The 20,743-nt window shown below is 57.6% G+C and carries 21 protein-coding genes; 8 read left to right on the top strand and 13 right to left on the bottom strand.

Features of this window, described 5'->3' with window-relative positions:
• Positions 1 to 480: 480 nt before the first annotated feature.
• The 7 genes from IU397_RS20020 to IU397_RS19990 form a co-directional block, all read right to left on the bottom strand.
• Complete coding sequence (locus tag IU397_RS20020; RefSeq protein ID WP_239479943.1) at positions 481 to 1,560, bottom strand: flagellar basal body P-ring protein FlgI; 1,080 nt, start codon at positions 1,558 to 1,560, stop codon at positions 481 to 483.
• 17 nt (positions 1,561 to 1,577) lie between these two features.
• Positions 1,578 to 2,585, bottom strand: a complete 1,008-nt coding sequence (locus IU397_RS20015; RefSeq protein WP_204417124.1) for a flagellin — start codon at positions 2,583 to 2,585, stop codon at positions 1,578 to 1,580.
• A 3-nt stretch (positions 2,586 to 2,588) separates the two neighbouring features.
• Positions 2,589 to 4,046, bottom strand: coding sequence for a flagellar hook-associated protein FlgK (gene flgK, locus IU397_RS20010; RefSeq protein WP_204417123.1), 1,458 nt, complete (start codon positions 4,044 to 4,046; stop codon positions 2,589 to 2,591).
• Between the two features lie 27 nt (positions 4,047 to 4,073).
• Positions 4,074 to 5,417: a flagellar hook protein FlgE gene (locus IU397_RS20005; RefSeq protein ID WP_204417122.1), complete on the bottom strand. Its 1,344-nt coding sequence runs from the start codon at positions 5,415 to 5,417 to the stop codon at positions 4,074 to 4,076.
• A gap of 88 nt (positions 5,418 to 5,505) precedes the next feature.
• Positions 5,506 to 6,339: a flagellar motor protein MotB gene (locus tag IU397_RS20000; protein ID WP_204417120.1), complete on the bottom strand. Its 834-nt coding sequence runs from the start codon at positions 6,337 to 6,339 to the stop codon at positions 5,506 to 5,508.
• 60 nt (positions 6,340 to 6,399) lie between these two features.
• Complete coding sequence (locus IU397_RS19995) at positions 6,400 to 7,029, bottom strand: TetR/AcrR family transcriptional regulator (RefSeq protein ID WP_204417118.1); 630 nt, start codon at positions 7,027 to 7,029, stop codon at positions 6,400 to 6,402.
• An 86-nt stretch (positions 7,030 to 7,115) separates the two neighbouring features.
• Entirely contained in the window at positions 7,116 to 7,277 is a 162-nt protein-coding gene (locus tag IU397_RS19990; protein ID WP_204417116.1) for a hypothetical protein, read from the bottom strand.
• Between the two features lie 158 nt (positions 7,278 to 7,435).
• Between IU397_RS19990 and IU397_RS19985 the strand changes: the two genes are divergently transcribed.
• The 3 genes from IU397_RS19985 to IU397_RS19975 are packed head-to-tail and all read left to right on the top strand — an operon-like array spanning position 7,436 to position 9,667.
• Complete coding sequence (locus IU397_RS19985; protein ID WP_204417114.1) at positions 7,436 to 8,368, top strand: AEC family transporter; 933 nt, start codon at positions 7,436 to 7,438, stop codon at positions 8,366 to 8,368.
• A 28-nt stretch (positions 8,369 to 8,396) separates the two neighbouring features.
• The gene (gene fghA / locus IU397_RS19980; RefSeq protein WP_204417112.1) at positions 8,397 to 9,227 is read left to right on the top strand and encodes an S-formylglutathione hydrolase; all 831 of its coding nucleotides are present in this window, start codon (positions 8,397 to 8,399) and stop codon (positions 9,225 to 9,227) included.
• Entirely contained in the window at positions 9,218 to 9,667 is a 450-nt protein-coding gene (locus IU397_RS19975) for a YaiI/YqxD family protein (protein WP_204417110.1), read from the top strand. Before fghA ends, IU397_RS19975 begins: the two co-directional genes overlap by 10 nt.
• 105 nt (positions 9,668 to 9,772) lie before the next feature.
• Here IU397_RS19975 and IU397_RS19970 read toward each other — a convergent pair whose 3' ends face one another.
• From IU397_RS19970 to IU397_RS19955, 4 genes are all read right to left on the bottom strand, one after another.
• Positions 9,773 to 10,186, bottom strand: a complete 414-nt coding sequence (locus tag IU397_RS19970) for a BLUF domain-containing protein (RefSeq protein ID WP_204417108.1) — start codon at positions 10,184 to 10,186, stop codon at positions 9,773 to 9,775.
• Between the two features lie 223 nt (positions 10,187 to 10,409).
• On the bottom strand, positions 10,410 to 10,676 hold the full coding sequence (locus IU397_RS19965; protein WP_204417107.1) for a hypothetical protein: 267 nt from the start codon (positions 10,674 to 10,676) through the stop codon (positions 10,410 to 10,412).
• A 30-nt stretch (positions 10,677 to 10,706) separates the two neighbouring features.
• Entirely contained in the window at positions 10,707 to 11,423 is a 717-nt protein-coding gene (locus IU397_RS19960) for a hypothetical protein (protein WP_204417106.1), read from the bottom strand.
• A gap of 30 nt (positions 11,424 to 11,453) precedes the next feature.
• The gene (locus tag IU397_RS19955; protein WP_204417105.1) at positions 11,454 to 11,663 is read right to left on the bottom strand and encodes a hypothetical protein; all 210 of its coding nucleotides are present in this window, start codon (positions 11,661 to 11,663) and stop codon (positions 11,454 to 11,456) included.
• A 322-nt stretch (positions 11,664 to 11,985) separates the two neighbouring features.
• Between IU397_RS19955 and IU397_RS19950 the strand changes: the two genes are divergently transcribed.
• Entirely contained in the window at positions 11,986 to 12,927 is a 942-nt protein-coding gene (locus tag IU397_RS19950; protein ID WP_239479942.1) for an alpha/beta fold hydrolase, read from the top strand.
• Positions 12,928 to 12,931: 4 nt separating this feature from the next.
• Here the strand turns inward: IU397_RS19950 and IU397_RS19945 are convergent, their stop codons facing one another.
• Positions 12,932 to 14,176 carry an MFS transporter gene (locus IU397_RS19945; protein WP_204417104.1) on the bottom strand — a complete coding sequence of 415 codons (1,245 nt, stop codon included), beginning with the start codon at positions 14,174 to 14,176 and terminating at the stop codon, positions 12,932 to 12,934.
• Positions 14,177 to 14,338: 162 nt separating this feature from the next.
• Here IU397_RS19945 and IU397_RS19940 point away from each other — a divergent pair, with 162 nt between their 5' ends.
• The 3 genes from IU397_RS19940 to IU397_RS19930 all read left to right on the top strand — a co-directional run bounded on the left by IU397_RS19940 (position 14,339) and on the right by IU397_RS19930 (position 16,856).
• Positions 14,339 to 14,728: a tautomerase family protein gene (locus tag IU397_RS19940; RefSeq protein ID WP_204417103.1), complete on the top strand. Its 390-nt coding sequence runs from the start codon at positions 14,339 to 14,341 to the stop codon at positions 14,726 to 14,728.
• Positions 14,729 to 14,871: 143 nt separating this feature from the next.
• Positions 14,872 to 15,945 carry a cell division protein ZapE gene (gene zapE, locus IU397_RS19935; protein ID WP_370541739.1) on the top strand — a complete coding sequence of 358 codons (1,074 nt, stop codon included), beginning with the start codon at positions 14,872 to 14,874 and terminating at the stop codon, positions 15,943 to 15,945.
• Complete coding sequence (locus IU397_RS19930; RefSeq protein ID WP_204417102.1) at positions 15,942 to 16,856, top strand: DMT family transporter; 915 nt, start codon at positions 15,942 to 15,944, stop codon at positions 16,854 to 16,856. Before zapE ends, IU397_RS19930 begins: the two co-directional genes overlap by 4 nt.
• Here the strand turns inward: IU397_RS19930 and IU397_RS19925 are convergent.
• Positions 16,798 to 17,454, bottom strand: coding sequence for a thiamine diphosphokinase (locus tag IU397_RS19925; protein WP_239479941.1), 657 nt, complete (start codon positions 17,452 to 17,454; stop codon positions 16,798 to 16,800). The two genes, IU397_RS19930 and IU397_RS19925, sit on opposite strands and share 59 nt — an antisense overlap.
• Positions 17,455 to 17,601: 147 nt before the next feature.
• Between IU397_RS19925 and IU397_RS19920 the strand changes: the two genes are divergently transcribed.
• Positions 17,602 to 20,637: a hypothetical protein gene (locus IU397_RS19920; RefSeq protein WP_204417099.1), complete on the top strand. Its 3,036-nt coding sequence runs from the start codon at positions 17,602 to 17,604 to the stop codon at positions 20,635 to 20,637.
• The last annotated feature ends 106 nt before the right edge of the window (positions 20,638 to 20,743 follow it).

Here is a 20,743-nt window from a genome sequence, read left to right as displayed (position 1 = left end):
CCTGATGTTCTTTCAATATCCCGATTATCTGTTCTTCACTGAAACGGCTTCTCTTCATCATCTGTCTCCTTCTTGGAGAACAGGCTAACCAAAAACACCGGACATTTCAGGGGAGCAGGTCAATCGATCTGGATGTCTGGCTGGCCAAGTACACCGAATAGCCACCTCCCTCTGGGGCGGCGTTGCCGCAGGAAAACAATTTCATAGATCTTCCGCAGAACGTTAACACATCACCAGCGGCAAAAAATCCTGTCGCACGGTCAATCGAACAATGCAAAAACCGTTCCAAGCAACGTAAACTGACGCGTCCCTCACATCAAATCTGATCTTTTACAAATTAGCGGCCTCTAGAACCCACTTTGATCGTACTTAGCTTTGGGATTGAAAATCCAAGTCGTTTTTCGACGCAAGATGATCCAAAGTATCATAACAAAACCAATAAAACTCCCATGTCCTTGATCGGCGGCATCGGATTGGGGCTTAACGCACGATGAATTCTGCATGTAGTGCTCCTGCGGCCTTTATGCTCTTTAGGATGTCGATCATGTCGCGTGGGGCAACGCCTAGGGCATTCAAGCCGGCCACTACGTCGGAGAGGGAGGTGCCAGCTGGAATCTCCGCGAGGCCAATTCCGGGTTCCTCATCAATGGCAGCGTTGGTGCGTGGCACCACCACCGTTTCTCCGCGTGCAAATGGGTTGGGTTGTACTGCCACCGGCGCTTCTTCGATCCGCAAGGTCAGATTACCTTGAGATACAGCGACGCGAGAGATGCGCACGTCTTCACCCATCACGATCGTTCCGGAACGCTGATCGACGACCACCCTGGCTCTTCGTTCAGGTTCGACGAGCAAGTTTTCGACTTGGCCGATGGCATGGGCTGGAGATCGCGCCTGCGCACCACCGATATTGAACTCGACAGTCCCCGCATCCAGCATCTGTGCGACTCGGCGACCATATCGTTGGTTTATCGCTGCTTCAATTCGCTCGGCAGTGGTGAAATCCGGGGTTCGCAACGCCAAGCGCACCGAAGTCAGTGAGGCGAAATCGAAATCAATCTCCTGCTCGATACGCGCACCGGATGGAATGACGCCCGCGGTAGGCACACCCTGCACAACGGTCGCTGCATCACCTTCGGCAGATACCCCGCCTGCTATCACCGTACCTTGCGCGACGGCATATATCTGGCCATCAGCCGCGGTCAGGGGGGTCATCACCAAAGTGCCGCCTAGTAAACTGTTTGCATCACCAATGGCAGAAACTGTGATATCGATCTTGCTACCTGATCGTGCAAATGGCGGGAGGGTTGCCGTCACAAAGACAGCGGCCACATTCTTGGGCCGGAATTGTTCACCAGTTACATTGACGCCCAGCCGTTCCAGGATGTTTGTCATAATTTCCTCGGTGAATGGGGCATTGCGCAAACCATCACCGGTTCCATTCAGACCCACAACCAATCCGTATCCGATCAGATCGTTGCCTCGGACACCATCGAATTCCACCAGATCCTTGATCCGGATCGGCGCGGTGGATGCGTTCGATGCCATTAAGGTTAACAGCATAATGAAGATAAACCTGATCATCTTAGATAATTCGTGAGAGAAAGCTGAGACAGGCGCGCTGTGACCGCATAAAGCGCCTCTAGCTGGCTTTGAGCGGACTGAAGTTTTGTGGCCTGTTCGTATGGGTCAACTTCGACGATCTGAGCGCGTGCCAACTCCAGACCGAATTTCTCCGTCTGATTGCTTTGACGCGCATCCTCGATTGCCGCCTCAACTGATCCGACCTCCCCGCGTAAAGTCGACAAGCCGGTTTGGGCCGCGGTAAGATCAAGCCCTGACTGACCGATCAATCCCAGTTGCTCTTGCGGTGCTAGCGTTGGTGTTCGGCTTTCTACCAATGCCCCCAAAGCTAGAGCTTTCAAGGTATCAATGATCCTGTCGTCAAGCGCGGTGACGTTCAGATCAGCCGAACGTCCCGGACCAATTTGAACGGGTGACAACGCAGTGTTTGAGCCCTGATAGCCTACTGTCTCGAATCCACCAGCTGGAGCGAACCAAGCATCGACCTGGGCGCTCACTCCCGCTGCTGTCGTCTCCCCACTTATTGTTATCGCAAGCGCATCAAGAATATCATCGGGCTCGGCCAATGCTGGTCCATCTGTTGCTATTCCTGCGAGAATGGAGCGGTCACCGATGTTCGTGTTCAATGCCGATATGACAGTCTTGAAGGTTTGATATGCGTCCGTTCCGGCTGCGCCCGCCATCGCACCATTCAATGTTTCGGAAGCGGCGATGGAGGAACTAGCCAGATCCTGTGTCTCGGATTGGACAACACCCAACGCATTCTGGAGGGTTGAGGCGAATAGGCCGCTTTCCGTGATTGCGTTGCCGTAAGCCTCCAATTTGGAGAGATCGTGTTCAATCCCGGTGATCGGATTCAAGTCTCCGCGCACTTCTTTGGCCAAATCGGATACCCGACCACTACCGATCTCTTGCGTAATTAAATTCAGTTCGGTTTTCAGCGCGGTGTTTTGACGTCGCATTGCGAAGCTTTGGGCGAGATCACCCAGTGAGATTGCGGACATGGCTTAAATCCTCAGCAGGCTGTCGAGCATTTCGTCGAGCGTTGAGATGACGCGCGCATTTGCGGCATAGGCTTTTTCGACGAGCAGCAACTTTTGCAATTCGTCGTCGGTATCCACACCGCCAGCGAGTTCCTGCTGCTTGAGTGTATCGACCCGAGATTTATTGTAGAGTTCATCGCCTTCGGAAATCTGTCTGTTTGTCGAGACCGTGGATGAAAAATCGGCCACCAACTCCGTTGGTTTGCGAGCGATGCCGGCAAAGGGTCCGGTTGCTGGTGTGCGATCTCCGCCAAACCCGGCAATCAAGGCGTTGATTTGGCTGGCATCGCCAACCTCAGTCGGATTGACGGCTTGCAACCCGTCACGGATCGCAACGACTGAGCCACCGGCATCTTCGATCACGGCATCATTCAAACTGAGGCGTCCCGCAATTCCCAACTCGTTCACCGGGTCGAAGGTGGCACCAAGATCCGTGAATAATCCCGGATCTCCTATGGCAAGGGTCGGATCAATGACAGGATCCTGAAAGCGTTCGATCAGGTCACGGGCAACTGCGTCAAGATCAGCCTGGGCAGAAGGGGCAACGCGATCTCTCGTCTCAAACAAAGCGGATAGACGCCCACCATCAATCAGACTATCCGACCTCGCAACATCGATGCTGCGACCGTTCATCGTGAGGCCAGATAACCCGCCATTATCAATTGACTGGGCCGGAGTGACGAGCCCAGCCTTCGAAAAACCGAATTCGGCGGCGCGTCCATCAAGTAAAATTGCGCCGGTCGGGCTGAACAGGGCGACCGTGCCTTTCTCCCGTTGTACCTGACGTACGGGGATCACCTCAGAGATGCTATCGATAATCTGTTGTCGCTGATCCAAAAGCGCGCTCGCTTCTCGGCCTGAATTGCTGAGCCGTGAAATGGAGCGATTGAGTGTCTCAACCTTGCTAAGCGCCGTGTTGAGTCCATCAACTTCCCTGGCGATCTTTGCATCCGCATCTTGGCGGATGTCTTGGATCGTATCTGTGATCCCTGAAAACTTGGTCGTGATATCGTCGGCCGCCTGCACGACCGCGGCCAAACGAGGCTCCGATTGAGGTTGGCTGGCAGCTGCGATCAGGGCGGTTTCAAATTTGGAGAAACGGTCCGCCAATGAACCGGCCTCTCCAGGCAGACCTGTTACATCTTCAATCTTCGAAAGTGCCGAGCTGATCGTGGCGGCCCGGGCGAGCCCTGCTTCAGCGCCGCGCCTATCAGTAATGATACCTATATCCGCAATGCGTTTGACACCGGTGATGAAAACGCCGTTTCCAGCGCGATCATCAGCGCGGGAGTTCAGCACAATTTCGCGTTTTCCGTATCCTTCAGTCATCGCATTCGCGATGTTGGCCGACACGATTTCGGCTGACCGTGCGCTGGCTGTGAGACCTGATAACGCATTGGACATGGAACTCGTGAAACTCATGACTATACTCCGTTCAACCGGGTTGTTTTACCGTTTGATGTTGGTTGTTTCCTGCAACATCTCGTCCACGGTCTGAATGACCTTCGCATTCGATGTGTAGGCCCGCTGGGTTTGGATCAGGCTGGTCAACTCGCCTGCTACATCGGTAGAGGACTCTTCAAGCGCGAAGCCGATGATTTCACCCGTTGGACCATCGCCAGCATCCCAGAGAAAGACTGATCCGGACTCATTTGATATTCGGTAAGTCTGATTGTCCATGGCCACCAGTCCATTCGGGTTGGGCAAATCGACCAAGGGAATCTGATAGATTGTGCGGTTGATGCCTGTGTCAAAGTTGGCCGTAACGTACCCGTTCGCATCAACTTCGACCGAGACCATGTTTGCAATTGGTGCACCATCCTTGAAGATCGAGGTCGGCGCGAAGCTGTCGGCAAACTGGGTAATACCACCTCCGGCACCGATGCCGCCGATCGTCACCTCAATCGGGCCGCGGTCGACATCAACACTGAACGTGCCCAAAAGGGGATCATAGGCGCCCCCGATCGGGTTCACTGGGTCTTGCGTTACCGTTCTAAGCGTTCCGGCGAACTGGGTCGATTCGTCGAATTCCAGGAAATACTCACCAATAACAAGAGGTTGGCCGGTGCCTGGATCGATCTGCGCACTGTCTTGCAGTGTCATGGTCCATTGATTTGATTGGTCACCCACGACGGTGACGTCTGGTGTGTAAGTGACGATAACCTGCCGGGACGTGCCAAGGTTATCGAAGTATTCCACAGGTGTGGTCCGCACGATGGCCTGACCGGTAGGATCGTGGCGTGTATCGACCGCAGGCAGGTTGACACCAAGGGTCATTTTCGTTGTCGGTTCGGCCACAAACTGGTTCACATTGATCTGGATCGGTTCCAGCGCGTCAGCCGTGTCCCGCGGATTGTCAGGGATGGTCCCATCGGGGTTGGCCGGCCATCCGAGCAGGACGAGACCATTTTGAGACTTCAGCAACCCTTCGGCATCCGTGCGGAAAGAGCCTGTCGTTGTCAGAAACATCGGCGTGCTCCCGGCACCGTCGGTGCTGATAGAGCTTTCCGTCGTCACCGGGAGAAAGCCGCGCCCCCTTACCGCGAGGTCCGTCGCATTGGATGTCGTCAGAAGTGAACTGGTCTGATCAATCAGACGCTGGGAACTGACCCGAACCCCACCGGCCGAATAGGCGCCCGTTCCCGATGACGTCACCATGGAGGCAAAGTCCGTGCGGACGCGTTTGTAACCGTAGGTCGCGGAGTTTGCGATGTTGTCCGAGATAGATGCCAACCGACTGGCATTTGCATTCAATCCGGACACGCCGGCATTCAACGAGGAAGAGATGGTCATTCGATAGCGCCTTTCTGCTGCTCGATGCAAAGCTCCCCACCTTTGTGAACGCTTCGACTTAAGGACAGGCTAACAACTAAAATCAGCGCTAAATGTCTGGCGGCTGATCGCCCCGAAGAAGCGTGATCTCCAACCGGTTGTTCCGGGTGGACATAGGATTCTCCACTGCCAAGGCGCGATCAGCATACCCCGTCACACGTTCAAAGCGGCGCATATCAAGCCCCGTCTCAGACAGCATGACCCGCGTGAATTCGGCCCGCTCGACGGACAGGGTCCAAACCGGGTTGTCGGCCAGAACGACGGCATGGGATCGGCTGTGACCGGTCACCGCGATGTCATTCGTGGCTACGGAGAAAACCCGGCCGATCATCGCGATCAACTCTTCCAAGACCGGCGTTGGTTCATTCGTTCCCGCCTTGAACAATGACTGATCGGGGGTGTCGAACAGTTCCACGATCAGACCTTCATCCGTCACGCGGGTGATGACATGGCGCATGGCGTTTTCCGAAACCATGCTTTCGCCACCACGGCCCATCAATAGGCTTTCCGCCTCCTGAAGCTGCGCTTCGGCGTCATCTGAGGGGGGCGAGTCCCGAAACGCCCCATCTATGCCGGGATAGCGTTGGGACGCACCTGTTCCCACCTGGGCCAGTGTTTGTTCGGTAAAGATGGAATCACCGCCAAATGCGCCATTACCCCCGCCCGACGCACGATTGATCGGGATGGTTGGAGAAAAATAGTCAGCTAAGCCTTTGCGCTGTTTCTCTGTCGTGGCGTTGAGCAACCACATCAGCATGAAGAACGCCATCATTGCGGTCACGAAGTCCGCATAGGCAACCTTCCATGCGCCACCATGGTGCCCATCACCGCCGCTGACTTTCTTGCGCTTGATAATGATCGGAGCGACGCCATCGTTGGCCATTACATATCCCCTGGTATACGCACCCGTCATGAGGGTTAGCAGAGGGGCGTGAATAAGGGCTTAATCGTTGTGTTCGCGCTCGTATCTGGCCAAAAACAGATCCACTGCACCAGTGATCACACGGTCAATTTCGGCCTCCGAGAAATCCGTGGAAACACCCATGATCATGCGCGGAAACATGTCGGCTTTGCACAGTTCGGCAAACTGATCTGCGGCCAGATCCAGATCATCGATCCGCAACTCGCCGCGATCGATCGCCTGGCGGAAATAGGTCACCATGGTTTCCCGAACAAGGCGCGGACCGCTGTCGTAAAATTCCTGCCCAAGTTCGGGAAATCGGTCACTTTCGGCGACGCAGATCCGGAAAACACCACGCCCCAACTCAGACAGAAAGAGCTTCAGCATACGAGTGGCGGCGGCCCGTAGAACCACGCGCGGCGGTAAACTCATGTCAATTTCTTGCAAGGCCGAATCGGCCTGACGCCGACATTCCTGGGTCGCGACCTCCATGAACAAAAGGCGCTTGTCGGGAAAGTAGCTGTAAAGCGTCGCCTTCGACACCCCGGCCTCGCGGGCAATCACATCGACCGACGCCCCTTCAAATCCGTCTTGGAGAAAGACGCCACGAGCCCCTTCCAAAACCTGATCGAATTTGCGACCCCGTTTGATCTCGGGCGTGGGTGCGTTCATATGCCTCCCCCTTGCAGAGCCTCACTATAAACCGCGCAGTTCATTTTGAGCAAGGGCAGTGGTTGACGATGCGCCCGTCCGGCACCTTAACGTGAGGGAAGCTGGGCCGGAGCGCCAGTGCCCTGGGTGGTGGGAACCGGTGGTTGTGGAAAGTCGAGGCGGGGCAGATCAAACCCGACAGTACCGGCTTGTGCAGCAAAGCTGGTGGCCATCAGGGCTGCGGCTGAAAGGACAGCAATCCGTTTCATATCTTATCTCCTTAAAGTGAACTAGTTTGTTCAAAAGCAGATCTAAACCCTTTGGTTCACTTTTCAAGGCGAAAGTGAACCAAAGAGTTTACTTTTGTGGCATAGCGCCAAACTGAGATCTCTGGCCGCCCTCCCACTGACATGATAACAGCCAGATAATGCTGGCGATTTTCTTGAAAACATTGCCCTTCTTCGGGCTGATCGCGCTGGGTTACTGGGCGGGCCGGACGCGATTTTTCAGTGAGGAGGCGACGGCCTCCCTCACGAAGTTCGTCTTCTATTTCGCCCTGACCGCCATGTTGTTCCAGTTCTCCGCCAATCTCTCACTGTCGGACGTGTTCAATTGGACATTTGTGGGGGCCTATCTGTGGGGAAGCGCGGTCATATATCTGATCGCGACCGCCGTTGCGTTGCTACGCCGCGTGCCGGTCGGGGAGGCGGCGGTCGAAGCGCAATGTGCTGTCATCGGCAATGTGGGATTTCTGGGTGTGCCGATGCTGGTCCTGTTGATGGGACCGCAAGCCATCGGTCCGGTCATGTTGGTCCTGGCGGTCGATTTGCTGATTTTCGGAAGCTTGATCGTCATTCTGATCACAGGCGGCCGCGACGGTCGAATGTCGTTGAGGGTCTTCAAGACAGTCGGATGGGGGTTGATCAGCAACCCGATGATCGTCTCCATCGGGTTGGGCTTTCTGTGGTCAGGGTTGGAGTTGCCGATCCCGGGCCCCATGAACGAATTCTTGTCGATCCTAGGTGGTGCCGCAACACCAGGCGCGTTGTTTGCCATTGGCGCGTCATTGGCCAGCAAAAGCGCAGAACGGGTCAGCATCGCGGGATGGCTGAGTTTCTGCAAATTGGTCCTGCATCCGGGGGCTGTCGCTGTTTCCGCGCTGGTCTTGTTTCCGGTTGAACCCTATGCCGCAAGCGTGATGATTGCCGCTGCGGCCTTGCCGGTGGCGGGCAACGTCTACATTCTGGCGCAGCATTATGGGGTAGCGCCAACACGGGTGTCAGCCTCGATCTTGATGTCGACGGTTGCGAGTATCGTCACGGTATCGCTGGTGATCGGCTGGGTGGCGGGGGCGGGCTGAACCGCCGGAATAATAGGGAGAGGCCAGGATGGAAACCGTTTTGGAAAACCGTTGTTTTGGCGGGGTGCAGGGCGTCTATACACACGCGTCAACCTCTTGCGCGTGCGACATGACCTTTGGGTTGTTTCTGCCGGAAGAGGCCAATGACGCTCCGGTGCCGGTCGTATGGTATCTGTCTGGCCTGACCTGCACGCATGAAAACGCGATGGTGAAAGCCGGGGCGCAGGGCTGGGCGGCGGAGCACGGGATCGCGATTATCTTCCCCGATACGTCCCCGCGGGGACAGGATGTGGCGGATGATGCGGCCTATGATCTGGGGCAGGGGGCCGGGTTCTATGTGAATGCGACAGAATCCCCTTGGGCCGAACACTTCAATATGTGGGATTACTTGCGGATGGATCTGCCAGATTTAGTGTTTGAGAGCTTTGCCCTCGACCCGGATCGCCAAGGCATCACAGGGCATTCGATGGGGGGCCATGGTGCCCTGACCCTGGCGATGGCGCATCCCGGACGCTTTCGATCGGTGTCAGCCTTCGCGCCGATTGCCAATCCGGCCGCATCGGAATGGGGGCGCAAGCAATTGGGGGCCTACCTTGGGACCGATGAAGCGGCCTGGCTGCGCCACGATGCAACACGACAAATGCAAGCCGTTGGATACCAAGGAGAGATCTTGATCGACCAAGGTGGCGCGGATCAGTTCTTGGATCTGCTCAAACCCGAAGCCTTGGCCCATGCCATGGCTGCGCGTCGACAGCCTGGCAGTTTTCGAATGCAGGACGGATATGACCACAGTTATTTTTTTGTGGCATCCTTCATGGAGGAACATATCGCCTTTCACGCGGCGGCCCTGTGGCGGTAATTTATGTAGATGCCGATGCCTGCCCGGTGAAGGCGGAGATCGAGGCGGTGGCCACGCGGCACAGGGTTGAGGTCAAGATGGTCTGCAACGGAGGGCTGCGACCGTCCGCCAACCCCTTGATACAAATGATTTATGTGGATGCTGGGTTGGATGTGGCGGATCGCTGGATTGCTGAGCGTGCCGGGGCCGGTGACATCGTTGTGACTGCCGACATTCCTTTGGCCGCGGATTGTGTTGCCGCTGGCGCGCGGGTCTTGAAGCCCGATGGAGACCTGTTGACCCCGGCCAATATCGGAAATGTGCTGGCGACACGGGACCTTATGACCGATCTGCGTGAGGCTGATCCCTTGCGGCCCGGCAGCGGTAGGAGCTTTACCAAAGCCGACCGCTCCCGCTTTCGCAATGCGCTTGAAACGGCCTTGAGGGCCGTACGCAGCTGATGCAGATCCCATGCACAAAGCATGCATATACCATACATACGCGACGGGCGGTCCTGACTGCGATCACGCAACACCGCCCGGCCATCTGGACGCGCGAAATGTGGGTTAGTTCAGCTCTGCCGAGAGGTCTTGCAACACGTCAAGCAGGCTTTCGGCACTGACGGTTTCCGGGTTCACCTGATTGTTGGCGAAGTACCGCAGGAAAATGTTCTTGGTTGCGTCATCCATCCCCTCATGCAGGCCCATCGACCAGGTTGGAAACAGACGCTCCCGCACATCCGAACAGTTGATCAGGATGATGTTGATGTGGCGGGGATCCGCGGCAATCCTGTGATAGATCGAACTAACCTCTGCCCGGCCGCCTTCCAGAACCTGGAGAAATGCATTGCCGTTATAATGCAGGATACCGGTGACATTCATTGCTGAATTGTTCCGGTGACACGTCTGCATCAACGCATCCATTTTCATGCTGATAGAGGGGTTGCGCTGGCTGTAGTAGACTAACCGTGTCAGATTCATAATACATATCCCATTTACGACGCGAGTGGTTGCGCAGTACCGCTACCAACACTTCATTGTTTTTCTTCTACGAACATGGCGAAATAATGCCTGCTAAGAGGAACAAATCTGAATCAAAGTCAGGACAGTTTCCGCGTCTGGCATCTGTTGCTGCGATAATGGCCCAGGTTCTGTTCTGGAATACGTTCATTCCCCATTCCCAGGACTGTTATGGCAAACGAGCCTATATCCTTTTAAGCCTCCGGTTCTTTTGGCGCTCCCGCTCAAGCTCGGATTTCGCCTTGGTCAATTGAGATTCCGTTGTCTGTACCTTACGGCTCATTCGGGTCAGTTCCGCCTGATAAAGGTCGGTGACCTGCGCCTTGATCCTGAGCTGGCGCCGCGCGCTGCCAATATTGGCGATGGCCAGGAGCGCGACCGCAGCAAGGATCACCACCACGTCCGGAATAGGAAGATCAAAGTTGGCCAGATTTGCCAGCGCGGTTTCCAAGGTCTCTAAGCCCATTCTAACACCCTCATGCTACCGGATCAGAAACCTGATACGTCGCTCGTTATCCTCTGCGTAGTTCGTTTCTCTGGCTGCGGGGTCATCTGCCTCAACCGCGGCCAGGGCATTTCTTGGAACGGTCCGCAGCTCCAGGGTGAAGGCAAACCTGTCCCATGAGATCAGCAGATCTGCGAGACCCGATCCGATCAACTCCATGCTGCCGACCATGTCGATGCTGGAATCGGGGCAATCGAGGACATATTGAATGAGCGTTCCAATCTCATCTTGTTTGTTTGGCCAAGGCGTCGATGCGGCGATTTGAGATTTTTCCTTTAACGCCAGAAGGTTCGCTTCGATCGCGGTGACGCATGCCGCGCGAAAGATCTGCGGCTCGGCCTTAACGGTTGGGGGGCGTTCGACCCTTGCCTGCGCGGTCCCTTCAGCCGGTGGCGCTTGATCCGGTTGCACATCCGTGTCTTTCGAAGCTGCCACAGACGAAACGGCCGCCGCAGCCTTGGCAGGAGAGGTGACCTCCGTCACTGTGGTAGGTGACGCATTGTCCGACGCCAGAAATCCAAAGGCCACAATCGCGATGGCGACGGCACCACTAAGCGTTGCGGCCAGCAGCCACATTCCGCGTGGTGCAGCCTTACCTGCCGTCTTTTCAGCCAGCCGGTTGGCGCGGGCCAACGGAACGCCCGCACGCCTGCTGCGCCCGACGCCAACCTTACCTTTGGGTATACCGCTCATGCCATTATCGCCGATCCGCGCCGCCGGGCGTCAGGATCGTTTCCTGAACGTATAGGTGACCGAGGGGCCCGCGTGATCCTTGGTCATTTCAATATTCATCGAATTGGCGAGATCGGAAAACATGATCTCGTTATCCTTAAGAGAGACGGGTGAATTGGAATCCGACAGCGTCAGTCCCAGGCCAAGATCCAATACAACTTGCTGCAAGACACCTTGGAAACGGTGGGAGTAGACGATCATACTGGTTAATCCCTTAACTGGATATTGTACTAGCCGTTCGGTTTAAGGGCGAAGCATGACCAAAATACGGTAACCGCAAGTGAATTCGTTGGCTTATTATAGGTCAAATGCGATCTAACGATTTATGTCGAGATCCTGCGGTGCCGTATATTATTGGATATGATTTCAACCAATTCAGATGCAGCCGGCATTGAATGTCGTGAATATACCGGCTGGCCAGAGGGGGCGTAACGTCCTTGACAGCCCTCTGCTAACCGGCACCTTTGGGAGTGAAAGAGGGCACGATGTTCTGGGTCATTCCTGCGGTTAACAGTCTTATGAGATGCCGCCACATGCGACCGGTCAGGGACGCGTGATCTGGTTTGCGGTGATCCTGGCCATTATGTTGGCGCCCGTTGTGGCGGAAGTCGTGCGACAGCCGGTGCGGCATGCCAGGGGTCCGGGCTGTCAGGTGAAATTGTCGCGGGGTGTCACGCATTATCGCTGGTTCGGGCCGGACCAAGGGCCGGTAATCGTGCTGGTCCACGGGTTGACGACGCCAAGCGCGGTTTATGATGCGGTTGCGGTGGGGCTGGCCGCCCGGGGTGCGCGGGTGCTGAGCTATGATCTGTATGGGCGCGGCGGGTCGGACCGGCCCCGCGATGCGCAGACGCGGGCATTCTTTGTGCGTCAGTTGCGCGAATTGCTGGCGGATCAAGCGGTGAAGGGCCCCATCACGGTGGTCGGCTATTCCATGGGTGGCGTCATCGCGACCGCCTATGCCGCACGGTACATGGAAGAGGTGGAGCGCTTGGTTCTGCTGGCCCCGGCCGGGTTGGCCCACCGGATCGACCTGTTCACGGGGGTTTGCATGCGGGTGCCGTTGGTCGGGGACTGGCTGATGGTGCTGTTTGGCCCGATTGGTTTGCGCAGGGGGGCCGAGCATGCGCGGCTTTTAACGAGCCAGGTGCCCGGGATCGCGGACGTGATGGACGGCGAAACCCGGATGCGGGGCTACATGCCAGCCGTGCTGTCGAGCTTACGCCACGCATTGACGGGTGATCAGGCGCATACCCACGCGGCGTTGGCGAATACCGGGCTGCCGGTCCTGGCACTTTGGGGCGGTGCGGACACGGTCATTCCCCTGGAGGCCCAGGCGCGTTTGGCGCAAGCGAACCCTGCGGCGCGGCAGATCGTGTTGCCCCAGGCTGGCCATGGGCTGCCATTCACGGATGCAGATCGGATTGTTGCAGAGATCGCTGCCTTTGCACTGGTGCGGCCGTGACCCGTCAGGCCGCTGCGGCCGTTCCTTTTGGGAGGGGACGTTCCCGGATGGGCAGGTGGACCAGGGCGCTGAAAGCCCCCACGCCCACGCCGATCCACCAGACGGCCGTGTAGTCGCCGGTCAGGTCATACATCCGCCCGCCCAGCCAGACGCCCAGAAAGCTGCCCAACTGGTGGGAAAAGAACACGATGCCGTAGAGCGTACCCATGTAGCGCAAGCCGTAGATATGCGCCACGAGGCCTGAGGTGAGCGGGACGGTGGCGAGCCAGAGCGCCCCCATTGCCACGGAAAAGACCATGACTGTGCCCGGTGTGATCGGCGTCAGGATGAAGGCGGCGGCGATGAGGGTCCGTGCGGTGTAGATGCCGGCAAGCAGGTATTTCTTTGAGAACCGGTTGCCTGCCCAACCTGCCGCCAAGGTCCCTGCGATATTGGCCAGGCCGATGACGGAGATCGCGATGGCCCCTAAAGCCGATGTCGTTGTGATGCCTGCGCTGTGCAGCATGCTGCCGGGCGCGATGGGACCGCACATCTCTGTCACGAGGGCTGGGAAATGGGCGGTGATGAAGGCCAATTGATAGCCGCAGGAGAAAAAGCCCAGGAAAATCATGGTGTAGGACGGGTCCTTGAAAGCCTTGACCAGGATCTGGCCAAGGCTTTCCTCCAGCTCCGCCTTTGTTGCGGTCTGTGGCGTGCGCATCATGGGCAAGGCCGCGAGCGAAGTCAGGATGATGGCGGCAAATGCGATGAAGACCCATTGCCAGGTCATGAAGGCCAAAAGCCATTCGGCCACAGGCGCGCCCACGACCTGACCGGCGGAACCGGCCGCCGTGGCGATGGCCAGCGCCATGGACCTGTTCTGATCCGATGCGGCCCGTCCGACCACGGCGAGGATCACACCGAACCCCGTGCCCGCAATGCCAAACCCAACCAGAATTTCAAGTAGTTGATGGGCCTGCGGTGTCACCGCAAAGGAGGACAAAACGAGCCCTGCCGCATAGAGCAGCGCCCCCAGAATGATGGCCTTGCGATCCCCGATTTTCTCCGCGATGGCACCAAAGATCGGCTGCCCGATCCCCCAGGCCAGGTTTTGAATGGCGATGGCGAGGGAGAACTCGGCGCGCGGCCAGTTGAACTCGGTCGCGATGGGGATCTGAAACACACCGAATGACGCGCGCACGGCAAAGCTGATCAGCATTATGATGCAGCCGCCTATCAGAACAGGGGTGAACAGCGATGATTTGGTCATGGCGCGACCGTGCCGCCGGCGGAGAATGCCGTCAATTCAAAGGTTTTGACGTGTCGCATCAATATTCCTGATGTCGCGGTGGCCGGATGTTGTGATAGCACAACCCGGTCTGGAAAAGCTCTGCCGGGACATCCCCTGAAAACAAATTGCGAGGAGTGGCCAATGCCCTTCAACAAACTGCACGTGCCACAAGATCTGCCGGTTGAGACTTGTCATGTGATCAACGACCTGCTCCATGACAGCCTTGTGGAGACCTGCGCGGTGAACCCGGATGATTACTTTTGCCTTGTGTCGCGCCATGCGGCGGATGACATGATCCTGCACCCGACTTTTTTGGGAAACCGGGATCCGGCTGGGACGATCATTATCGAGATTGCCCTGTTGGCGGGCCGTTCGGATGCGCAGAAAGAAGCGTTGTTTAAGGATGTACGCCAGCGGTTGGACCAGATCGATTTCAATCCGAACAATTCGATCATTTTCCTGATCGAGAACCAGCCCATTGACTGGTCCTTTGGCCCGGCAGGGTCCGTCAAATCGGTTTTGGGGCTTTAGCGCGCCTGTGCCTGACGGTGGAAGAGGGAGCGTCCTTTCAATTCTTGATATGACATCTTTTGCCTTCACTCTTTTTTCCGGTATGCCCGGAAAACTGGTGCCCGACGGCATGACGGTTTCGAACGATAGGAAGGACGCGCACCGTGTCACTGATGGCCGAGGCTTATGCTGCGCAGGTGGCGGCGGGCAATCTGCGGGCAGATGCGGTTCAGGAAGCTGTTTTACCGCTGTTTGATCGGTTGATTACGGATATGGAGGCGCGGCCTGCCCCAAAGGCGGGGCTGTTCGGGCTTTTCTCCAAATCGCTGGAACCAGTGCGGGGCATCTATTTGTGGGGCGGTGTGGGACGCGGCAAATCCATGCTGATGGACCTCTTTCATGAGGTCGCCCCGATTGAGCAGAAACGCCGCGTGCATTTTCACGCCTTCATGCAGGAGGTGCAGGACGCCCTGCACGAGGCCCGCAAGGGCGAGGTTGAGGATGCGATCCTGCCCGTGGCCGAAGCGATCATCGCCGAGACGCAGTTGTTGAATTTCGACGAGATGCAAATCACCGACATTGCCGATGCGATGATCGTGGGCCGCCTGTTCGAGCGGCTGTTCGCGGCCGGTGTGGCGGTTGTCACAACATCGAACCGGGTGCCGGGGGATCTGTACAAGGACGGGTTGAACCGGGCGTTGTTCCTGCCGTTCATCGATTTGCTGGACCAGCGGATGGTTGTGCACGAAATGGCGTCGGACACGGATTATCGGCAAGGACGGCTGGAAGGGGAGCAGGTTTATTTCGCACCGGCCAACCGCGAGACGCGCGCGGTGATGCGCGAGATCTTTGCCGATCTGACCCGGGGGGAGACCCCGCCGCTGGACCTGGCGGTGAAAGGGCGCAAGGTGACGATACCGGCCTATCGCAACGGGGTCGGGCGTGCGCGTTTTCACGATCTGTGCGGTTTGCCCCTGGGGCCTGCGGATTTTCTGGCTGTCGCCGAGGCCTGCCGGGTTTTGGTGCTGGAGGATATCCCGCAATTGGGCCGGTCGAATTTCAATGAGGCCAAGCGGTTTGTCACATTGATCGATGCGCTTTACGAGGCACGGGTACGGCTGATTTGTTCGGCTGCGGCCAAGCCCGAATTTCTGTATGTCGAAGGCGAAGGCAGCTTTGAATTTGAGCGCACGGCCAGTCGGCTGCGCGAGATGCAGAGCGAAGGATGGGGGAAATGACCGCGGATCGACCCACCTTGGGCATCCTTTTGATGTTGGGGTTTTGCATCATGGCCCCGCTTGGGGACGGTATGGCAAAGTGGATCGGGACCGACGTGCCGCTGTTGCAACTCGTTGCTGTCCGGTTTGGCGTGCAGTTCCTGCTGCTGCTTCCGTTGGCATGGACGGGCGGCGGGCTGACGCTGGATGGCCGGGGCTACTGGCTGACAGCATTGCGGACGATTTTGCATATCCTGGGAATCGGTCTGATGTTTCTGAGCCTGCGTTACCTGCCCCTGGCGGATGCGGTTGCGATCGCGTTTGTCATGCCGTTCATCATGCTGTTGCTGGGCTGGCTGATCTTGAACGAGGAGGTCGGGCCGCGTCGCCTGGTGGCTTGTGGGATCGGGTTTTGTGGGACATTGCTGGTCACGCAGCCCAGTTTCGTCGAGGTTGGCTGGCCCGCATTGCTGCCCATGGCGGTGGCGCTGGTTTTTGCCCTGTTCATGCTGGTCACGCGGTTGGTGGCGCGGCGGGCCGATCCGATAAGCCTTCAGACTATCAGCGGGGGAATGGCGCTGGTGATCCTGTTGCCGCCCCTGATCTGGATGGACGGGTCCGGGATCGCAGATCTGGATCCGATCTGGCCCGATGGTCAGATGACCTGGATCCTGTTGGCACTGGGTGTGTTGGGCACGGTGGCGCATTTGTTCATGACCTGGTCCTTGCGGTTTGCTCCGGCTGCGACCCTTGCGCCCATGCAATACCTTGAGATCCCGGTGGCCGCGTTGATCGGGTGGCTGATATTTGCAGAATTCCCCGATGGTCTGGCGGTGTTGGGCATCGGGATTGTGATGAGCGCGGGGCTTTACATCATTTGGCGGGAACATGCGCTGCAATCGCAGCGGGCAGTTGATCCTGCGGCAGGATGACCAGCATGCCCGGCTGATCGAAATCCAGCATGACCGCGCCGGTGGTCCGGTTGGAGGTGCCGATGGGGCCGCCCGGGATGAAGCTGATACCGTCAATGGGCCAGTGAAGGCCGGTTGAGCGCCCCGTCACGGCGGCGAGCGGGAATAGAGAAAAGCGCGTATGCGGCGGCAGGTCGAGCGCGACCCGGGGGGGTGCGGCAAAGATCACGTCTCGTCGTCCCACCAGGATGCAGGGGGGACCGGGCTTTGTTATCAAGGTGTTGAGTGCCGCCAATTCATGGTCGACCCGTTGCCCGAGAAAGCCATGCCCCAGGATGAGCGGGGCAGAGATCGATCGCAACGCTTTGTCGAAATCGGTGCTCTCTTGCTCGGCCACATGGTGGAGTCGGTCCGGCGGAATCAGGTCGCGGATCTCAGGCTGCAGCGAGTCGAAGTCGCCGATCACGGCCTGGGGCATGGCACCCGCCTTGAGCGCCGCACCCGCCCCGCCATCGGCCGCCACCAAAACAGGGGCCAGCGTCAGGGATTCGGTCAGTTGTGCGGGGGTAACCTCCCCCCCACCGACCAGTGTGACATGGTTATTGGTTTGGATAATCATTGGCATCCTAGGCAAATGTGGCGGGATCCATAAATGTCACCACATTCCGGCCATGAAATGATACCGGTAAAATCCCAGTTCTGTTGCTTTCACAGAACCAATCCGTGGTACAACAAATAAGCGCGTCAAGGCAGGAGCGAGCGGTAAATGGTGGGATCAGGCAAAATACTGACAGTGTCGTATGGCACGTTTTCGTGCACGGTTGAGGGATTTGATGATCCTGTCGCTATCATGCGGCGAGTCGCCGATTATTTCCGCGACCTTTCCGAACAAGCGGTGGTCTTTGACGAGGCGATGACCGTCCCTTCGGACGCGGAACTGCAGCAGTTGGTCGATCATGATGCGGACAGCGACATCCATGCAACAGTTGCAGCCGGTGCGATCCATTTGCGCAACGTAGCAGGCGGAGTTGCGGTCGGCAACGTTTCTGAGTCCGCGTCGAACCTGGAACTTGTGGTGGTCGAGAGCGCTGCGCCAACATCCGACGCTGAACCTACCGAGGCTGATATTGAATTGGCAGATCTGGCAGTTGTGGATGATCCCCATGGCGATCATGAAGCCGAAGCTGTCGGGGTAGCTGGTCCCTTCGCCTGGGGGGATGCAACCCCGCGGGACACCGATTTGGATGACGCCACCCAGCTCTCCGATGATTTTATTTTTGATGGCACTGATCTATTGCCGCCTGAAGAAACTGATCCAGTGGTTGCGGATCAGGACGCTGACGGCGAGTTCGCGGAAAATGATGCGGTATCGACCGATAAGTTGATCGATGAACAAACAGAGCCTGAGGCCGAGCGGGACGAAGATATCGCGCCTAATGAGCCCGTGTTTGACCTGGCCAATGAGAATACTGCCGAAGACGAGCCGCTGGTGGAGGACATCGCCAACATCTACGACTTTGAGCTTGGCCTGAGTGATGAGGCGGAAGCACCGGTCGAAGATGACATTGAGCCTCTCGCAGAGGTATCTGATCTCACAGATGATCAGCCCGTCGATTTGCCAGCCTCTCTTGAGTTGTCGGTCCAGGCAGACGACGATGAGGATGAGATCGCCGAAGCTGGCGATACGGTTATGGTTGCGGATGGTGATGAGGATGCGCTCACCGCGGCTGAGGTCTTTGTCGAGACCGATCTTGAAACTGATGCTGAATTGGATGACGAGGTCGCACCGGATATCGACGTTGATCTGGATGGCGCCGGAGCGGATGACATCCCGGCCGATGCAGTGAATGAGGCCGATATCGAGGGGGCCAGTTCAGACGCGGATGATATCATCGCCGCCGATGATCTGACTGAGGATGCGCAGCTTTGTGACGTTGCAGACGTCGAAGGGGCCGTTTCGGAAGTCGATGCCGATATTGAGATGTCGGACGATACCGATGACACGAAGTCGATGGCGAGCCTTACCATGCCGGAAGTCGACACGATTGCCGATGACATTGAACGCTCCCGCAAGCTGACCCGCCTGCGCGATGTGCTGTCGCGGGAGGTTCGGTTTGATCCGTCTAACAATGAGAGCTCCATGGAGATGGGCGAGACTGCGCCGACCTCATTTGCCGAAATCGAAGACCCGGAACATAATGATACCTCAACTTCGGTCGATCACGGTGACCTTGTGGCGGATGACGATCAGTCGAACACGGACGACCCACGGGGCAGTGACCCTTCCGAGGCAGAGATGGATGTGGACCTGACGCAGGCCCCTCATGTGGCCCGGATCACGACTGTAAAGAAATCTGCCTTCAACACGGCTTTCCGCAAGATGGCCGACGCCATCGGGATGTCTGGCACGGACAAGGAAGACGGCGAAGGCGAGGACCTCTCCGACGAGGAGATGCTGGACCATGTCGCTCGAAAGGCTGCCGAGGGGACACCGCCAGAGCCCAAGGATGTGTCGGAGGAGGTGGCGTTGGTCGCCGCCCATGAGGCCGCGCGCAGCTACACTGCGCTGACGGAAGAGGAAGACGAGGTTGAGATCGAGCCAGAAGATGCGCGTCTTTTGGATGAAAACGTCACCGACGTCCTGGTTGAAGATATCGACACCTCTGCCGAGGACGATGACGACGCTGACCTTACCGGTGAAACCACTGCTGTAGCTCCGCGTGTCTCGTCCCGGTTCGAACATATTGCGCTTCTGGATGATGCAGATAAGTCGGCAGTGGAACCCGAGCCGACCGAGACACCGGAACCGCAGATCGAGGATATCATTGCGAAGCTGGCCAAAACAGAGGCCGCTGCCGAACGGCGTAACGCCTTTATGGAACGCGGTGAGCAAGAAGAGGACCGGATGAACCGTCTTTTGGACCGGACCAACAGCCAGTTGGCCGGACCTGAAAACAAGCGTCGTCGCTCAGCCATTGCGCATCTGAAGGCCGCTGTCCTGGCGACGAAAGCCGAGGGCAAGGGCCGGATCGACACTGGTGACAGTGCTGAAAAGCAATACCGCGACGATCTGGCAAAGGTTGTTCGGCCATCGCGCATCCTGGCGGAGGGTGAGGTTCAGCCAGAGGCCCCGGCCATGCCCGGCGATGAGATCGACCATGACGCCGTTGCCGTGGCCGGTGTCATGGCGACCGATCTGCTCCCTGAAGAGCCCCAAGAGGCCCCTGCTGAGATCGATGCTTTTGAGTTCGACAATGCCGATGATCAGGGTGACGAGGCCGAGGAAGACCATGCAGAGGCTGCGGTCGCAGAGGATGAGAGCACCTTGATGGACCACGTGCCTGCCGATGCACCTGTGGCGCAGGAGCCATCGCCCCTGATGTTGGTTCCAGAACCTGCGGCAAGCAACGATGATGCAGAGCGGTCTTTCCCGACTCAGCCCCGGCGGATCGCAAAGGCGGCAGCCCATCATACCGACAGTTCAGAGGTCAATCCGATACATGCCGATCCGGCAGGCTACCAGGATTTCGTGTCCCGTGCTCGGGCGTCCTCCCTCCTGGATCTTTTGGAATGCGGCGCCGCCTATCTGGTGATGGAGGAAGGGCATGAGCACTTCACTCATCCTGACATCATGGCGCTGGCTATCGGGGTGCCTGGTTTTGAGGGGACGACCCGCGAACAAAGTCTGCGCGCCTTTGGTCAATTGCTGCGGCAGGGCAAAATTCGCAAGGTTACCCGTGGCGAGTTCACGGTTTCTCAAAGCTCTCGTTATATCCCGTCGGCACAGAGTGCGGCCAACTAGGCGCAGCATTTTGTGTGTAGGGTAACGAGTATGAGGGCGCGCGCGGCTTAGCCGGGCGCGCCTTGGGTTTTGAGGGGCATTGTTGGATCGAGGTCCGCAATCCGGT

Origin of the sequence: Actibacterium sp. 188UL27-1 (assembly GCF_016901225.1) — a bacterium.
Classification (GTDB): domain Bacteria; phylum Pseudomonadota; class Alphaproteobacteria; order Rhodobacterales; family Rhodobacteraceae; genus 188UL27-1.
This window is presented reverse-complemented; position numbering and strand designations above follow the sequence as displayed.

Coding starts and splice junctions, on each gene's coding strand:
- IU397_RS19960 (WP_204417106.1), bottom strand. CDS start 11,423: ATGAGCGGTATACCCAAAGGTAAGGTTGGCGTCGGGCGCAGCAGGCGT.
- IU397_RS19955 (WP_204417105.1), bottom strand. CDS start 11,663: ATGATCGTCTACTCCCACCGTTTCCAAGGTGTCTTGCAGCAAGTTGTA.
- IU397_RS20005 (WP_204417122.1), bottom strand. CDS start 5,417: ATGACCATCTCTTCCTCGTTGAATGCCGGCGTGTCCGGATTGAATGCA.
- fghA (WP_204417112.1), top strand. CDS start 8,397: ATGGAAACCGTTTTGGAAAACCGTTGTTTTGGCGGGGTGCAGGGCGTC.
- IU397_RS19985 (WP_204417114.1), top strand. CDS start 7,436: ATGCTGGCGATTTTCTTGAAAACATTGCCCTTCTTCGGGCTGATCGCG.
- IU397_RS19940 (WP_204417103.1), top strand. CDS start 14,339: ATGCCCTTCAACAAACTGCACGTGCCACAAGATCTGCCGGTTGAGACT.
- IU397_RS19990 (WP_204417116.1), bottom strand. CDS start 7,277: ATGAAACGGATTGCTGTCCTTTCAGCCGCAGCCCTGATGGCCACCAGC.
- IU397_RS19930 (WP_204417102.1), top strand. CDS start 15,942: ATGACCGCGGATCGACCCACCTTGGGCATCCTTTTGATGTTGGGGTTT.
- IU397_RS19970 (WP_204417108.1), bottom strand. CDS start 10,186: ATGAATCTGACACGGTTAGTCTACTACAGCCAGCGCAACCCCTCTATC.
- IU397_RS19925 (WP_239479941.1), bottom strand. CDS start 17,454: ATGATTATCCAAACCAATAACCATGTCACACTGGTCGGTGGGGGGGAG.
- IU397_RS19950 (WP_239479942.1), top strand. CDS start 11,986: ATGCCGCCACATGCGACCGGTCAGGGACGCGTGATCTGGTTTGCGGTG.
- IU397_RS19995 (WP_204417118.1), bottom strand. CDS start 7,029: ATGAACGCACCCACGCCCGAGATCAAACGGGGTCGCAAATTCGATCAG.
- IU397_RS19920 (WP_204417099.1), top strand. CDS start 17,602: ATGGTGGGATCAGGCAAAATACTGACAGTGTCGTATGGCACGTTTTCG.
- flgK (WP_204417123.1), bottom strand. CDS start 4,046: ATGAGTTTCACGAGTTCCATGTCCAATGCGTTATCAGGTCTCACAGCC.
- IU397_RS20000 (WP_204417120.1), bottom strand. CDS start 6,339: ATGGCCAACGATGGCGTCGCTCCGATCATTATCAAGCGCAAGAAAGTC.
- IU397_RS20020 (WP_239479943.1), bottom strand. CDS start 1,560: ATGCTGTTAACCTTAATGGCATCGAACGCATCCACCGCGCCGATCCGG.
- IU397_RS19945 (WP_204417104.1), bottom strand. CDS start 14,176: ATGACCAAATCATCGCTGTTCACCCCTGTTCTGATAGGCGGCTGCATC.
- IU397_RS20015 (WP_204417124.1), bottom strand. CDS start 2,585: ATGTCCGCAATCTCACTGGGTGATCTCGCCCAAAGCTTCGCAATGCGA.